This is a genomic window from Kitasatospora fiedleri (genome assembly GCF_948472415.1).
Classification (GTDB): domain Bacteria; phylum Actinomycetota; class Actinomycetes; order Streptomycetales; family Streptomycetaceae; genus Kitasatospora; species Kitasatospora fiedleri.
This window is the reverse complement of record NZ_OX419519.1, coordinates 3,457,791-3,471,844: the sequence shown is the minus strand read 5'-3', so window position 1 is coordinate 3,471,844 and position 14,054 is coordinate 3,457,791. Positions and strand designations below refer to the sequence as shown.

The window sequence follows — 14,054 nt, the reverse complement described above, 5'->3', positions numbered from 1 at the left end:
CTGCCGACCTCCCGGGATGGTGATCCGTGTACGTACGCGCAACCCGCCTTGTCGCCCTCGTCTCCACCGCGCTGCTGGCCCTGTGCCTGCTCCCGGGGACGGCCTCCGCCCGGTGGGAGCCGCCGGCCGGGCCGGCCGCCCCGGCCGCGAACCCCCCGGCCGCGATGGTGGTCGCGGCCGCCACCGGACCGGGCCAGACCTACGGCGGCTTCGAGGCCCCGGCCTCCTTCGACCCGCTGTCCGGGTACCCGCAGCCCGGCTACAGCACGGCCGGGTACACCGCGACCGCCCCGGGCTTCGGCGGGATCATCTACGGCACCGCCACCACCGGCGCCCGCCTGGAGCTGTACTGCGTCGACCTCAACACCTCGACCGAGACGGGCATCCCCTACGACCCCGGCACCTGGTCGCTGGCCGACGTGCCCAACCTCGGCCTCGTGCTGCGCGTCCTCACCCAGTACTACCCGGTGACGGGCGAGCCCGCCGCCGCGAGCAGCGACGCCCAGCGGGCCGCCGCCGTCCAGGCCGCCGTCTGGTTCTTCACCGACCGCTTCGTCCTCGCCACCGGCGACCCCAGGTTCGCGCTGACCTCGGCGATCGTCACCCGGGTGATCGGCCAGGGCCCGCTGTCCGAACCGGCCGCCCCCCTGGCGATCGACGGCCCCGGCACGGCGGTGACCGGCGGGATCACCGGCCCCTACACCGTCCGGGGCGGTGCGGGCGACGCCGTGCTCACCGCCACCGGCGGGGACCTGTTCGACGACGCCGGCGGCACCCGGCCGATCGCCGACGGCGCCACCCTCCCGGCCGGGGACCCGTTCTGGTTCCGCCCGTCCGCGCCGGGCTCCGCCCGCATCCGGGCCACCGCCGCCGCCCAGAGCCCGGTCGGCCAGGCGTTCGTCTACGCCCCCGTCGATCCGGCCGACCCCGACCCGGCCGACGCCCAGCGGCTCGTCCTCGCCCGGGCCGCCGCCGTCGCCAACCAGGCCGAACTGACCGTCACCGTCAACGCCCCGTCCCCCAGCCCCTCCCCGTCTCCGAGCCCCAGCCCCAGCCCTTCCCCGAGCCCCAGCCCCTCGCCCTCGTCCAGCACCCCGGTGCCCAGCCCCACCCACTCCCACAGCCACGGTCCGCACCCCGCCCTCCCCGACACCGGTGCGAGCACCCCGGTCCTGTCGATCGCCTCGGCCGCGCTGGCCCTGTGCGCGCTCGGCGCGACCGTCCTGGTGCTCTCCCGCAAGCGCCGGCGCCACTGAGCCCCCGGCCGGGGCGCCGCTGACGCCGCCGGACCCGCGTCCCGCCGGGTGACGGGCCGCCGCTCGACCACCGGGCGGCGGCCCGTTCCGCGTGCCCGGCGGGGCACACGACCCGTGCGAGTCGGTCCGGGACGGCCGGGCTCAGCGCGGGGCCAGCGCGGCCCAGTCCACCGTCAGCTCGCCCTGCCGCCGCCGGGCCGGGGCGTCCCGCAGCGGCCAGTCCGCGGCCAGCGCCGCGCAGGTCGCCGCCCAGCGCTGCCGGGCCCCGAACGCCCCCAGCGGCGCGGCCGCCGCCCAGGCCCGGTCGAAGTCGCGCAGGAAGGAGTGCACCGGGCGCCCCGGCACGTTGTGGTGGATCAGCGCCTTCGGCAGCCGCTCGGCCAGGTCGGACGGCCGCTCCAGGCCCGCCAGCCGGGCCGCGAAGGTCACCGTGCGCGGCCCCTCCGGACCGAGCGCCACCCAGACGTGCCGCCGCCCGATCTCGTCGCAGGTGCCCTCCACCAACAGCCCGTCCGGGGCCAGCCGCCCGCACAGCCGGGCCCAGACCTCGGCCACCTGGTCCTCGTCGTACTGCCGCAGCACGTTCGCCGCCCGGATCAGCTGGGCCCGCGCCCCGCCGTCCAGCGGCACCTCGAAGCCGCCCCGGCGGAACTCCAGCAGCGGCGGCTCGGCCATCGGCAGCGCCGCCGCCACCCGGGCCGGGTCGATCTCGATCCCGACCACCCGGACGTCCGCCCGCACCGCCCGCAGCCGCGCGGACAGCTCCACCGCCGTCCACGGCGCCGCGCCGTACCCCAGGTCCACCGCGACCGGCGGGGCCGTCGACGCCCGCAGCGCCCGGCCCGCGGTGTACGCGATCCACCGGTCCATCCGCCGCAGCCGGTTGGTGTTCGTGGTGCCCCGGGTGATCGTCCCCACCGGCCGGCTCGACCGGCCCCGGGACAGCGGCGTGTCGCGTGCGGCCATGGGCACCAAGCGTACGCAGCCGGTCCGCCCGCACCGGCACCCGCACCCGTCCCGCGTCCGCCGGCGGGAATACGGCGACGCGTTCCCCGGTTGCCCTGGCTGACGTCCCGCCGCCCGCTGCCGCCGGCCGCGGGCGGCGGCACGAGAAGAGCAGACCAGACGGCCGGCGCACAGGGAGGCTTCCGCAGGTGACCCAGCACCTCGTCCGCACGTCCCGCCGGGAGCCGCGCCGCACCGCACCCGCGGCACCCGCCGCGACCGCGCCCCCGCCCCGGCCCGCGCCCGTCGGCCGCGCCGGATCGCGATGCTGAGCGTCCACACCTCGCCGCTGCACCAGCCCGGCACGGGGGACGCCGGCGGGATGAACGTGTACATCGTGGAGCTGGCCAAGCGCCTCGCCGAGCTGGACATCGAGGTCGAGGTGTTCACCCGCGCCGTCAGCTCGGACGACCCGCCCGCCGTCGAGCTCGCCCCCGGCGTGCTGGTCCGGCACGTCACGGCCGGGCCGTACGAGGGCCTGTTCAAGGAGGACCTGCCGGCCCAGCTGTGCGCCTTCACCCACGGCGTGCTGCGCACCGAGGCCGGCCACCGCCCCGGCTACTACGACCTGGTGCACTCGCACTACTGGCTCTCCGGCCAGGTCGGCTGGCTGGCCGCCGAGCGCTGGGGCGTCCCGCTGGTGCACACCATGCACACCATGGCCAAGGTGAAGAACGCGGCGCTCGCCGAGGGCGACACCCCGGAGCCCGCCGCCCGGGTGATCGGCGAGACCCAGGTGGTCGGCGCCGCCGACCGGCTGATCGCCAACACCGCGGAGGAGGCCGCCGAGCTGGCCCACCACTACGCCGCCCGCCCCGACCAGCTGGCCGTCGTCCACCCCGGCGTGAACCTGGACGTCTTCCGCCCCGACGGCCCCGACTCCCGGGCCGCCGCCCGGGCCCGGCTCGGCCTGCCGCAGGGCGCGGCGGTGCTGCTGTTCGCGGGCCGGATACAGCCCCTCAAGGCGCCCGACGTCCTGCTCAAGGCCGTCGCCCGGCTGCTGGACCGGCACCCCCGGCTGCGCGAGCGCCTGGTCGTCCCGGTGGTCGGCGGCCCCTCCGGCACCGGCCTGGCCCGCCCCGAGAGCCTGCACAAGCTGGCCGCCCAGCTCGGCATCGGCGACGTGGTCCGCTTCCACCCGCCGGTCGACCAGCCCCGCCTGGCCGACTGGTACCGGGCCGCCACCGCCCTGGTGATGCCCTCCCACAGCGAGTCCTTCGGCCTGGTCGCCCTGGAGGCCCAGGCCTGCGGCACCCCCGTGGTCGCCGCCGCCGTCGGCGGCCTCCCGGTCGCCGTCCGCGACGGCCGCACCGGCACCCTCGTCCCCGGCCACGACCCGGAAGCCTGGGCCCGCGCCCTGCACCCCTACGTCGCCGACCCCTCCCTCACGCCCGTCCGGGGCGCCGCCGCCGCCCGCCACGCCGCCGCCTTCGGCTGGCTCACCGCGGCCGGTGCCACCGCGGAGGTCTACACGGGGGCGATGTCCGCGGCCCGGGTCTGACGCGAGGGCGGACGTTCGACGCGAGGGCCCGGGTCCGAGCGACGGCGCGGGTCTGACGCGACGGCGCGGGTCTGACACGACGGCGCGGGTCTGATGTGACGGCGCGCACGCGGGCCCCGCGGACGCGCGTCGGCCGGCCGGGGGGCTAGCGTGGGGCCATGGCTGCCAAGGACGACGCACTCACCCTCCTGCGCGCCGCGCTCGACCAGGCCGGGGTGGCCTGGGAGCCGGCCGCCGCCGATCCGTACACCGTGGTCGCCGCGCTGCCGGGGACGCGCAAGCTCTCCACGGCGTGCGCGCTGCGGATCGGGGACCACACGCTGTCGGTGAACGCGTTCGTGATCCGACGGCCGGACGAGAACCACGAGGCGTTCCACCGCTGGCTGCTGGAGCGCAACACCAGGATGTTCGGCGTCGCGTACGCGGTCGACCCGCTCGGCGACGTCTACCTGGTCGGCCGGCTGCCGCTGGAGGCGCTGACCCCGGACGCGGTGGACCGGCTGCTGGGCAGCGTGCTGGAGAACGCCGACGAGCCGTTCAACACCCTGCTGGAGCTGGGCTTCGCGACCGCGATCCGGCGCGAGTGGGAGTGGCGCACCAAGCGCGGCGAATCCACCCGCAACCTCGCGGAGTTCGCGCACCTGACGAGCGGGAACCCGCCCGCCGGGGACTGAGCCCGGTATCCTCCCGGCCGGGGAGGAAACCATGGACACCGAATTCGCCGGACCTGCCGAATCCGCCGCCGCACAACGGAAGTTGGCCTGGCTGGAGGCCGAGCTCGACGCCGAGCTGAAGGAGCGCCGGCGCCGCCGCGACTGGGACCGGCGGCGGGCGCTGACCCTGCAACTGGCCACCGTCAGCCTGTCCGCGCTGGTCACCGTGCTGCTCGGCCTGAAGGTCGGCGAGCCCGCCGCCAGCCGGCTCTCCGACGTCGCGCTGGTCACCGGCGCGCTGGTCACCGTGCTGGCCGCCTGGGCGGCGTTCTTCGGCTACCGCACGCTCTGGATCCAGCGCGCCGACACCGTGCACCGGCTGAACTCGCTGCGCCGCCGCCTCGGCCTGCTGAAGGCCGAGTACGGTGACGCGGTGCCGGAGCCGGTCCGGCTGCTGCCGCTGATCGACGAGTACCAGGCGATCCTGGAGGACGACCACGACTCCTGGGTCCGGCTGCGGCAGAGCGAAGCCGGCGGCGCGACCGGCTGAGGGCCCGCCGGGGCCTGTTCAGCCGCCGACCGGTCCGGCCGGGTCCTGGGCGGCCCGTGCGTGCACTTCGCTCCAGACGGTTTCGCGGGCGGTGCCGTTGTTGCGGGCGGGCGGGGAGTACTTGTGCCCCCAGCGGTCGCCGAGGGCGAGTGCCTTGAGGACGGCCTGCTGGTCGTCGGGTCCGTGGGGGCTGGTGAGGAGGAGTTCGACCCGGTAGCCGTCCGGGATGACGGTCAGCCGGGCCTCCCCGCCATCGGCCTCGGCGAGCTTCTCGGCGATCTGCCAGGCCCGCTGCCGCAGCGCGTCGTTCACGAGGCGGCGCCCGGGGCCGGGCGGGACAGCTCGCCGGGGAGCACCGGTGTCCTCCAACGGCCTTCCGGTGTACCGCACTTCTTCCTCAATTCGGTGTCGATGCGGACGGTGCGGGGTGGGCGAGACCGGCCTGCGCCAGGTCCGCGCGGGTGGGGTGACGCACCGCGCACCGGCCGACCGACCAGGGCTCGCCCCCGTCGGCCGGTACGAGTACCAGGTCGCCACGCTCGTCCGCGTGGGAGAACTCGCCGAGCCGTCCGGTCGCCGCGTCGATCAGCAACTCGCCGCGCTCCGGCGACCAGAGCATCGAGACGTCCCCGCTGAGCCCCCCGCTCCGTACGGCGCGCACGTAGGGGGCGCCCGTCCAGATCAGGGCCGCCAACTCGCCCGCCACGTCCGGGGTGACGCCACCGAGCTGCACCAGGTACCTCCCGGTGGCCGCCCGCTCCACCGCCAGCGAGGGCAGCTTGACCCCGGCCGAATCGAGTGCTTCCCGGAGGCCGTCGCACACCTTGCGCCCGAAGGCGCGGTCCTGCCGATCCAACCGGTCGAGCAAGGAGTTGGCCACGGCGATTACCACCCTTTCCTCATGCCACGAATGTCACGTTCTGTGCTTCGAGCGTCGCGGAACCGCACTAGCCTGGGAAGCGGAGAAATCCTGACAAGCACTCTGCGTAGAGGTGAGCCATGGTCAGTCCTTCACCGCTCGACCCGACCCGGTCCCCGGCCACGTTCTACGGAGCGGAACTGCGGCGGCTGCGCGAGAAGGCCGGGCTCTCCCAGCAGGAACTCGCGGACCTGGTCTTCATCTCGCCGACGTACGTCAGCCAGTTGGAGAAGGCCACCCGGCGCCCGCAGGAAGACCTGTCGCGCCAACTGGACGCGGTGCTTTCGGCCGACGGCCACCTCGAACGGCTGCACTCACTGGTGCGGACCATGCGAAGCAGACAGTTCGCCGACTATTTCGTCGAAGCTGCGGAGCACGAACTCCGGGCGAAGACGATCCTGGAGTATGCGCCCCTCGTGGTGCCGGGACTGCTCCAGACGCGGAGGTATGCGGAGTCGATCATCCTGGCTGCTCAACCGTTGCTTGACGAGGAGAAGTTGGAGGGACGCCTCACCGGTCGGATGGAGCGACAGGTACTCATCGGCGACCCGACAAGGCTCTTGTATTGGGCGGTTCTCGATGAGGCGGTGCTCAGGCGGGTGGTCGGCAGTAGGAAGATCATGGCTGAGCAGCTCCGGCACATCGCCGAGTTGATCACCAACCGGCAGATCGTTGTCCAGGTCGTGGAGTTCGAAGCGGGGGCGCATGCTCTGCTCGAAGGGATGATCAGCCTGATGACCTTTGACGACGCGCCACCCCTGGCGTACATGGAGAGCGTGAACGCCGGTCACTTGGTGGATGAAACCGCTTTGGTCGAAAAATGCCGCCTGGCCTACGATTTCGTACGGACTGCTGCGTTGCCGCAAGAGGAGTCCCTGGACCGGATCATGAAAGCAGTGGAGGAACACGAGCATGCAATCCACCCTCGATGAGTCCGTCTCGCCGCGACAGTGGCGGAAGAGCAGCTACTCCGGCGGCAACGGTGGCTCGTGCGTCGAGGTGGACGACGCCAACTTCGGTCACGTCCGGGACTCCAAGGACCCGCACGGCCCGCACCTGGAGTTCGCCCCCGCTGCCTGGGCGGCCTTCGTGACCGCCGCCGCGACCGGCGAGTTCGGCGAGATCTGACCGCGCACTCCCCAATGTCGAACGAGGCCCCTCCCTGCCCGGGAGGGGCCTCTGCACAATCCGGCTGTGCCGCCGCCCCAGCTGAGTGCCCCCGAGCCGTGCGGTCGGCTCGGGGGCCCTTATGTTCGGCAGGTCAGGGGCGTCCGAGGGCGCGGAAGGTCCAGCCGGCCGTCCGCCAGCGTTCGGGGTTGAGGGTGCCGCGGGCGTCGATGACCCGGGGGGCCGCGATGTGCTGGAGGAGGTCGGCGGGGTCGGCGTCCGCGTACTGGGGCCAGTCGGTCAGGTGCAGGAGCAGGTCGGCTCCGGTGACGGCCGTGGCCGTGTCGTCGGCGAAGTCGAGGTGGGGGTAGGCCCTGCGGGCGTTCTCCGTCGCGGCGGGGTCGTGGACGGTGACCTCGGCCCGGGCCCGGTGCAGGGCGTCGGCGACCGCGAGGGCCGGGGAGTCGCGGATGTCGTCGGTGTCGGCCTTGAACGCGGCACCCCAGACGGCGATCCGCTGGCCGGCCAGGGTGCCGCCGAGGACTTCGCGGGCGAGTTCGACGGTGCGCTCGCGTCGGCGCTGGTTGATGACGCCGACCTGCCGGAGCAGGGTGACGGCCTGGTCGGCGCCGAGCTCTTCGGCGCGGTGGGTGAAGCCGGCGAGGTCCTTGGGCAGGCAGCCGCCGCCGAACCCGAGGCCGGGCCGCATGCCCTTGGCGCCGATGCGCTGGTCGTGACCGAGGGCGAGGGCGAGCTGCTGGACGTCCGCGCCGGTCAGCTCGCAGAGCTCGGCCATCGCGTTGATGAACGAGATCTTGGTGGCGAGGAAGGCGTTCGCGGCACCCTTGATCAGCTCGGCGGTGGGCATGTCGGTGACGATCAGCGGCGACCCGGCGGCCAGGATGTCGGCATGGACGGCCCGGAAGTCGGCTTCGCTGCCGGTGTCTCCGTCCTCGATGCCGAGGACGATCCGGTCCGGCTCCAGGGTGTCCGGGACGGCGAAGGACTCGCGGAGGAATTCCGGGGACCAGGCGAGGCGGACGCTCACTCCGTCACGGGTGTGTCCGTCGAGGGTGTTCCGCAGCTCGGCGGCGGTGCCGACCGGGACGGTGGACTTGCCGATGATCAGCGCGCCGTCCGTGAGCCCGGGGGCCAACCGGCGGACGGCGGTGTGGAGGTGGGTGAGGTCGTAGGCGCCGCTGTCGGCCTGCTGCGGGGTGCCGACGCCGAGGAAGTGGATGTCGGCGAAGGCGGCGGCCTCCGCGTAGGAGGCGGTGAACCGCAGGGCGCCGGAGGTGGTGTGCTTGGCGAGGAGGTCGTCCAGGCCGCGCTCGACGAACGGGGCCTGCCCCTTGTTGAGGGCGCCGACCTTGTCGGTGTCGGTGTCCATGCCGATTACCTGGTGGCCGAGTTCGGCCATCGCGGCGGCGTGGGTCGCGCCGAGGTAGCCGCAGCCGATGACGCTGAGCTTCACGATCGTGTCCTTCCGAGGGAGCTGGGGCGCCACCCGGCCAGGCGCTCCGACCCCCTTTCTCGAGGACGGGCCGGTCAGGTGCCGGGCAGGGCGGCGAGGTAGCGGTGGATGCCGTCGCGGATGAACGGCGGGATGGTCAGGACGGCCAGGTGCTCGGGGGCGAAGAACTGCAACGTGACGCCTTCAGTCAGTGGCAGTGCGGTTTCGTCGCCGTCCCAGTGGGCGGCGAAGAAGGTGATGATCTGTCCCGAGCCGTGGGCGTCCCGGCTCTCGAACAGCTCCCTCAGGCCGCCGTCGACGGCCAGACCGGCTTCTTCGCCGAGTTCGCGGACGATCGTCTCGGCCGGGTTCTCACCGGGGTCGCAGCCGCCTCCCAGAAGACTCCAGTGGTCGGGCCAGGCGATGTGGTCGAGGTCGTCGCGCAGGTGCAGCAGGAGCTCGCCGCGCCGGTTGGTGACGATCGCGACCGCTCCGCGCGGCTCGGCGGCGGACGGGTCGGTGGGAAGGGTGTCCATGTGCTCACCGTAGTGAGCTGACGGCCCGTCATGCCGCGGCCGCCGGAGTCCGGTCGGAGAACCAGGCCGCGGCCATGAGGGCCTGCATGCGGGTGCGGTCGAACCGCCCGCCCGGCATCAGGCCGCCGGCCAGCAGTGGCTGCAGGCCGCGCGGGGCACGGTCGAGCGCGGAGCTGATCTGCGCGGTCGCCCAGGGTTCCAGCGGCCCGGAGAGCCAGCCGGGGACGGGGGAGGCGAAGCCGAGCTTGTCCCGGCTGCCCCAGACCTCCCTGGGCAGGCCGAGGGCCTTGGCGGCGTCCCGCAGGATGCGCTTCCCGGCCGCCGGGTCGCCGATCTTGTGCTCGACGGGCAGCCGGTAGCAGAACTCGACCAGGTCCCGGGCCAGGTAGGGCGAGCGCCGCTCCAGCGCGAACGCGGAGGCCAGCTTGTCCGAGGTCATGACCAGCGGGCGCCAGGCCGTGGCCAGGTCCGCCAGCGTCAGCCCCCGCGCCAGGTCTCCGCCGGCCCGGTGCAGGGCGTCGGCGACCAACTCCCGCACTCGCTCGTCCGGGTCCTGGCCGCGCAGGACCAGTTTCACGATCGCGTCGACCGGCCCCAGCGGCCCGCCCGGGCCGTCCAGCAGCTTGGAGGCCAGCGGCCGGTAGGCGTCCAGACCGGCGGCCAGCACCGCCTCCGGGCCGAACAGGACGAGCGCGTGCCGGACGTAGCCCATCAGGAACTCGTCCGGCCCGAGTCCCCCGACCACGACGCGCAGGCCGCGCTCGGCGACCGCCCGGTAGGCCATGTGCTCGGAGAACGTGGACGCATTGCCCATCGGGTAGTCCAGCGCGCGCATGATCCGGGGCAGCGCGCGAGTGAAGTCCTGGCTGGTCGGCTCGATGACCACCAGTTCGGCCCCGATGTCCCGGGCGACCGTCGCGGCGATCCGCGACTCGTCCAGGCGGTCTTGTCCGGGGTAGCGGACCGTGACGCAGACCTGGGGCCGCATCAGGTAGGCCAGCACCGAGGAGTCCAGCCCGCCGGACAGCAGCAGGGCGAAGTCCGAGTGGGGAACCCGCATCGGGACCCGGTCGGCCAGCAGGGTCGAGAAACGGGCCAGCGCGCTCCGGTAGTCGCCCTGCCAGGGTTCCAGGCCCTCCAGGGTCCACCAGGTCCGCTGGACCAGCGAGCCGGTGGTGACGTCGAAGGCCAGGAGCCCGGCCGGCGGCAGCAGTTGGATGCCCTGGAACGGGGTGTCGGCGCCGGTCGGCGTCTCGATGCTCAGCATTTCGGGGCGGACGACCAGCGGGGCGGTCCCGTAGCCGGTCAGGGTGGTGACCTCGGAGGCGAACGCGAGCCGGCCGCCGTCCAGGCGCCAGTAGAGCGGCTTCTCGCCGAGCCGGTCCCGGGCGAGGAACAGTCGGCCCTCGCGCGGGTCGTAGACGGCGAGTGCGAACATGCCGTCCAGGGCGGCCAGGCAGCCGGCACCCAGCTTGGCCCAGGCCCGCAGGACCAGGTGCGCGTCGCTCTCGCCGGGCTCGAGCGGGATGCCCCAGGCGGCGCCGGCCTGCCGGTAGTTGTAGATCTCGCCGTTGAACGTGAGGACGATGCCGCTGGCCGGGTCCTGGTAGGGGCCGGGCCGGGCGGCGGCGTCGACGATCAGCAAGGTGTTCATGGACAGCACCGCCCGGCCGTCGGCCGAGCCGAGGTGCCGGGTGCCGTCCGGGCCGCGGTGCCGCTGGGCCAGGCCCATCGCCGCGACCGTGTTCTCGTGCCGGGCAGCGTCCGTGCCTGCCAGTCCGGCGATTCCGCACATCTGGTGTCACCCCCGAGCGTGAATCGGTGGAGGCCCCGCCGGACGGTCCGTGGTCCGGTCCGGCGGAGGCCCGGGGCATCAGACAACCGCGTCCGACCGGGCGGGGGGAGGGCTCGCACGGGGGCTCACAACTCGCGGAAGCGGTTCACCGTGAGCGGTGGAGGCAATACCCTCGGTGATCCGGCCCCGGTGCCGGGTGTACGACTTCTCGTGCCAAGTCGAGTACGCCTCCCCGGGCTCCGCCGGGGACGGATTGAGGGGGACGCTGTGGCGTCGACCACCCGCCGGGCCAAGCCGCCGAACGACGCGCTGGCCCGGATGATCGACACGTGTGAGGGGGCCAGCCACAAGTCGCTGGCCCTGCGGGTGAACCAGCTCGCCCACGAGGCCGGGCTGACCACGGCCTACACGCACACCTCGGTGGCGAACTGGTGTCGCAGGGGCATGATCCCGGACTGGCCGGTGCCCAAGCTGCTGGCCCGAGCGATCGGCGAACGCCTGGGCAGGCCGGTGCAGTTGGCGGAGATCGGTATGGCGGATGCCGAGACGCCGGACGCCGAGGTGGGGTTGGATTTCCCGCGAGACCCCGCCGACGCCGTGCGCGTCGCCACTTCGTTCTGGAGCACTGTGGACCGCCGCGACTTCCTCACCGGAACGGGCTTCGCCGTCTCCGCGTTCGCCACCCCGGTCACCCGCTGGCTGGTCACCCCGGCCGACGGCGATTCCGCCCAGCGGGGCCGCGGCCGGGTCGGGGCCGCCGACCTCGCCGAGTTGAGGGAGGCCGCGGACGACGCCCGCCGGTGGGACTCCAAGTACGGCGGCGGGAACTGGAAGGCCGACTCCGTCACCGACTGCCTCCAGGAACGCGCGGTGCCGCTGCTGAACGGCTCGTTCAGCGACGAGGTCGGCCGCGAGCTGTTCTCGGTGACCGCGGAGTTGTCCCGCCTCGCCGGGTGGACCGCCTTCGACGTCGGGCAGCACGAGGCCGCCCAGCGGCACTTCATCCAGGCGCTCCGACTCGCACGGGCCGGCGGCGACGTCCCACTCGGCTGCTACATCCTCACCACGATGGCGATGCAGACCCTGCTGCGGGGCTTCCCGAGCGAGGCCATCGACATGACCCAGGGCGCCTTCGAGCGGGCCAAGGGCAACGCCGCTCCCAGGGTGCTGGCGTTCACCAAACTCATCGAGGCCCGGGCCCACGCCCGCGACAACAACGCCAAGGCCGCCTCGGCCGCGCTGACCGTCTCCGAGAGCCTGCTCGACCACGCCCGCGACAGTGCCGGCGAGCCCGCCTGGATCGACTTCTACCACCACGCCCGGCTGTCCGCCGACGCCGCCGAGGTCTTCCGCGACCTCAAGAACCCCAAGGCCGCCCTGGCCTGGAACGCGCAGGCCGCCGCGATGCCGACCGGGGTGTTCACCCGCTCCGTCGGCATGCGCCTGGCGATCGTCGGCACCGCCCACCTCCAAGGCCGCGACCTCGACCAGGGCCTCGCCCTCGGCAACCAGGCCGTCGACATCCTCGCCCGCGTCCAGTCCAGTCGGGCCAAGGACTACGTCCGCGAGTTCAACGCCGCCCTCGTCCCCTGGCGGCGGGAGCCCGCCGTCCGGGACTTCCTCCACCGCACCCGGACCGAACTCGGGGTTGCCGCCTAGCGCTCCGCCGTAGCCGCGGGGGCGTCGCCACGCCCCCCAACTGTCGGGGCGTCGGTCAGCCCAAAGCACGGACCGGGTCCACCCCCCACTGGCAGTCTTGCGCCGTGACCATCACGAACGCCGAGTACGAGATCCGGGTCGTCCGAGCGCGTGAGGCCGATGAGGCCGGCAGCTGATCGCTGCCACTCACCGGCATGCGGGGGTCGGCGGCTACCGGGCCATGGTCTGGTTCTTCCCGACCGATCGGGTCGACGCGCTCGCCTTCCCCGAATCCGTCGCGCCGGTCAGCACCGCGCCGGGAAAGGATCTGCACTCCCAGGTGAACGACACGCCGACCGTCGGCCGCAGCCCCTCCTCCGGAGCCCTCCCGGCCTGATGCGCACCCGTACGCCATGGCGTCGAGGTCGGACGGGACACGGCCGACAACCTCGTCGTCGTGAATCTCTGGCCGGACAGCGGTCAGTGACGCACAGCGCCGGCGACCGGACGGACGGCCTGCACCGCGGCGCCGACGGTCATGCTCACTGCTCGGGGACCTGGCCGTCTGCAGCGCGGATTGCGCAGCCCAAACTCGCCTGCTCCGGCTGCATGTTCGCAGCTGTTGCGACACGGCATTCGTGCAGGGGAATTCAGGTGCACCGCCAGGGAGGTGACCACGAAGCCGCCGGGGCGGTTCACCAGGGTGGACGTCCCCAGCCGCCAGAACCGGCGGGGGAGCCGGCCGCCCGCGGGCGGGGTGGAACGGTGGGGACGGCCCGATCGGTAAGAGTCGAAACCGCTGGGCGAACGTTACCCCCGATCCGGACGGACGAGCGATCGGATTTCGCCCTCCACTAGGCTTGGCCCCATGGCTGACACGACCTATCGCTTGATCCTGCTCCGCCACGGCGAGAGCCAGTGGAACCAGAAGAACCTGTTCACCGGTTGGGTCGACGTCGACCTCAACGAGAAGGGCGAGAAGGAGGCCGCCCGCGGCGGCGAGCTCCTGCTGGCCGAGGGCCTGCTGCCGGACGTGCTGCACACCTCGCTGCTGCGCCGCGCGATCCGCACCTCGCAGATCGCCCTCGACAAGGCCGACCGCCACTGGATTCCGGTCCGCCGCAGCTGGCGCCTGAACGAGCGCCACTACGGCGCCCTCCAGGGCAAGGACAAGGCCCAGACGCTCGCCGAGTTCGGCGAGGAGCAGTTCCAGCTCTGGCGCCGCTCCTACGACACCCCGCCGCCGGCCCTCGCCGACGACGCCGAGTACTCCCAGGCCGGCGACGCCCGCTACGCCGAGATCCCGTCCGAGCTGCGCCCGAACACCGAGTGCCTCAAGGACGTCGTCGAGCGGATGCTCCCCTACTGGTACGACGCCATCGTGCCGGACCTGGCCGCGGGCAACACCGTCCTGGTCACCGCGCACGGCAACAGCCTGCGCGCCCTGGTCAAGCACCTCGACGGCATCTCCGACGAGGCCATCGCGGGCCTCAACATCCCCACCGGCATCCCGCTCCTCTACGAGCTGGACGCCGACTTCAAGCCGGTCGCCGCCGGTGGCCGCTACCTCGACCCCGAGGCCGCCGCGGCCGCGATCGAGGCCGTGAAGAACCAGGGCAAGAAGTAAGTACTCCTTCCCGC

Annotated in this window: 14 protein-coding genes; 8 read left to right on the top strand and 6 right to left on the bottom strand. The window is 73.5% G+C overall.

What is annotated here, in order from left to right:
* The first annotated feature begins 26 nt into the window (after nucleotides 1-26).
* Nucleotides 27-1,256 carry a Cys-Gln thioester bond-forming surface protein gene (locus QMQ26_RS16035; RefSeq protein WP_282206110.1) on the top strand — a complete coding sequence of 410 codons (1,230 nt, stop codon included), beginning with the start codon at nucleotides 27-29 and terminating at the stop codon, nucleotides 1,254-1,256.
* 141 nt (nucleotides 1,257-1,397) lie between these two features.
* Here QMQ26_RS16035 and QMQ26_RS16030 read toward each other — a convergent pair whose 3' ends face one another.
* Nucleotides 1,398-2,222: a methyltransferase domain-containing protein gene (locus QMQ26_RS16030; RefSeq protein ID WP_282206109.1), complete on the bottom strand. Its 825-nt coding sequence runs from the start codon at nucleotides 2,220-2,222 to the stop codon at nucleotides 1,398-1,400.
* 304 nt (nucleotides 2,223-2,526) lie between these two features.
* Between QMQ26_RS16030 and mshA the strand changes: the two genes are divergently transcribed.
* The 3 genes from mshA to QMQ26_RS16015 all read left to right on the top strand — a co-directional run bounded on the left by mshA (nucleotide 2,527) and on the right by QMQ26_RS16015 (nucleotide 4,965).
* Nucleotides 2,527-3,762 (top strand): D-inositol-3-phosphate glycosyltransferase, encoded by a 1,236-nt coding sequence (mshA, locus tag QMQ26_RS16025; RefSeq protein WP_404814132.1) that lies wholly within the window; start codon nucleotides 2,527-2,529, stop codon nucleotides 3,760-3,762.
* A gap of 158 nt (nucleotides 3,763-3,920) precedes the next feature.
* Entirely contained in the window at nucleotides 3,921-4,436 is a 516-nt protein-coding gene (locus QMQ26_RS16020; RefSeq protein ID WP_100837622.1) for a type III secretion system chaperone family protein, read from the top strand.
* 31 nt (nucleotides 4,437-4,467) lie between these two features.
* The gene (locus QMQ26_RS16015) at nucleotides 4,468-4,965 is read left to right on the top strand and encodes an SLATT domain-containing protein (protein ID WP_100837623.1); all 498 of its coding nucleotides are present in this window, start codon (nucleotides 4,468-4,470) and stop codon (nucleotides 4,963-4,965) included.
* An 18-nt stretch (nucleotides 4,966-4,983) separates the two neighbouring features.
* Here QMQ26_RS16015 and QMQ26_RS16010 read toward each other — a convergent pair whose 3' ends face one another.
* Together QMQ26_RS16010 and QMQ26_RS16005 are read right to left on the bottom strand one after the other, a co-directional pair.
* Entirely contained in the window at nucleotides 4,984-5,277 is a 294-nt protein-coding gene (locus tag QMQ26_RS16010) for a hypothetical protein (protein WP_100837624.1), read from the bottom strand.
* Nucleotides 5,278-5,362: 85 nt separating this feature from the next.
* Entirely contained in the window at nucleotides 5,363-5,845 is a 483-nt protein-coding gene (locus QMQ26_RS16005) for a hypothetical protein (RefSeq protein WP_282206108.1), read from the bottom strand.
* A 119-nt stretch (nucleotides 5,846-5,964) separates the two neighbouring features.
* On the opposite strand from QMQ26_RS16005, the gene QMQ26_RS16000 reads away from it, so the two are divergent.
* On the top strand, nucleotides 5,965-6,816 hold the full coding sequence (locus QMQ26_RS16000) for a helix-turn-helix domain-containing protein (protein ID WP_282206107.1): 852 nt from the start codon (nucleotides 5,965-5,967) through the stop codon (nucleotides 6,814-6,816).
* Nucleotides 6,797-7,012, top strand: a complete 216-nt coding sequence (locus tag QMQ26_RS15995; protein ID WP_282206106.1) for a DUF397 domain-containing protein — start codon at nucleotides 6,797-6,799, stop codon at nucleotides 7,010-7,012. Before QMQ26_RS16000 ends, QMQ26_RS15995 begins: the two co-directional genes overlap by 20 nt.
* A gap of 133 nt (nucleotides 7,013-7,145) precedes the next feature.
* On the opposite strand, the gene QMQ26_RS15990 is transcribed toward QMQ26_RS15995, so the two are convergent.
* The 3 genes from QMQ26_RS15990 to QMQ26_RS15980 all read right to left on the bottom strand — a co-directional run bounded on the left by QMQ26_RS15990 (nucleotide 7,146) and on the right by QMQ26_RS15980 (nucleotide 10,775).
* Nucleotides 7,146-8,465 carry a UDP-glucose dehydrogenase family protein gene (locus QMQ26_RS15990; protein WP_282206105.1) on the bottom strand — a complete coding sequence of 440 codons (1,320 nt, stop codon included), beginning with the start codon at nucleotides 8,463-8,465 and terminating at the stop codon, nucleotides 7,146-7,148.
* 74 nt (nucleotides 8,466-8,539) lie between these two features.
* Nucleotides 8,540-8,980, bottom strand: coding sequence for an NUDIX domain-containing protein (locus QMQ26_RS15985; protein ID WP_282206104.1), 441 nt, complete (start codon nucleotides 8,978-8,980; stop codon nucleotides 8,540-8,542).
* Between the two features lie 28 nt (nucleotides 8,981-9,008).
* Nucleotides 9,009-10,775 carry an asparagine synthetase B family protein gene (locus QMQ26_RS15980; protein WP_282206103.1) on the bottom strand — a complete coding sequence of 589 codons (1,767 nt, stop codon included), beginning with the start codon at nucleotides 10,773-10,775 and terminating at the stop codon, nucleotides 9,009-9,011.
* A gap of 267 nt (nucleotides 10,776-11,042) precedes the next feature.
* On the opposite strand from QMQ26_RS15980, the gene QMQ26_RS15975 reads away from it, so the two are divergent.
* Nucleotides 11,043-12,434 carry a sporulation protein gene (locus QMQ26_RS15975; protein WP_282206102.1) on the top strand — a complete coding sequence of 464 codons (1,392 nt, stop codon included), beginning with the start codon at nucleotides 11,043-11,045 and terminating at the stop codon, nucleotides 12,432-12,434.
* Between the two features lie 847 nt (nucleotides 12,435-13,281).
* Nucleotides 13,282-14,040 carry a phosphoglyceromutase gene (locus tag QMQ26_RS15970; RefSeq protein WP_100837632.1) on the top strand — a complete coding sequence of 253 codons (759 nt, stop codon included), beginning with the start codon at nucleotides 13,282-13,284 and terminating at the stop codon, nucleotides 14,038-14,040.
* The last annotated feature ends 14 nt before the right edge of the window (nucleotides 14,041-14,054 follow it).

What these genes read in the sequence shown, in the direction of transcription:
- QMQ26_RS16030 (WP_282206109.1), bottom strand. Translation starts at nt 2,222, where the DNA reads ATGGCCGCACGCGACACGCCGCTGTCCCGGGGCCGGTCGAGCCGGCCG.
- mshA (WP_404814132.1), top strand. Translation starts at nt 2,527, where the DNA reads ATGCTGAGCGTCCACACCTCGCCGCTGCACCAGCCCGGCACGGGGGAC.
- QMQ26_RS16020 (WP_100837622.1), top strand. Translation starts at nt 3,921, where the DNA reads ATGGCTGCCAAGGACGACGCACTCACCCTCCTGCGCGCCGCGCTCGAC.
- QMQ26_RS16015 (WP_100837623.1), top strand. Translation starts at nt 4,468, where the DNA reads ATGGACACCGAATTCGCCGGACCTGCCGAATCCGCCGCCGCACAACGG.
- QMQ26_RS16000 (WP_282206107.1), top strand. Translation starts at nt 5,965, where the DNA reads ATGGTCAGTCCTTCACCGCTCGACCCGACCCGGTCCCCGGCCACGTTC.
- QMQ26_RS15995 (WP_282206106.1), top strand. Translation starts at nt 6,797, where the DNA reads ATGCAATCCACCCTCGATGAGTCCGTCTCGCCGCGACAGTGGCGGAAG.
- QMQ26_RS15985 (WP_282206104.1), bottom strand. Translation starts at nt 8,980, where the DNA reads ATGGACACCCTTCCCACCGACCCGTCCGCCGCCGAGCCGCGCGGAGCG.
- QMQ26_RS15980 (WP_282206103.1), bottom strand. Translation starts at nt 10,775, where the DNA reads ATGTGCGGAATCGCCGGACTGGCAGGCACGGACGCTGCCCGGCACGAG.
- QMQ26_RS15970 (WP_100837632.1), top strand. Translation starts at nt 13,282, where the DNA reads ATGGCTGACACGACCTATCGCTTGATCCTGCTCCGCCACGGCGAGAGC.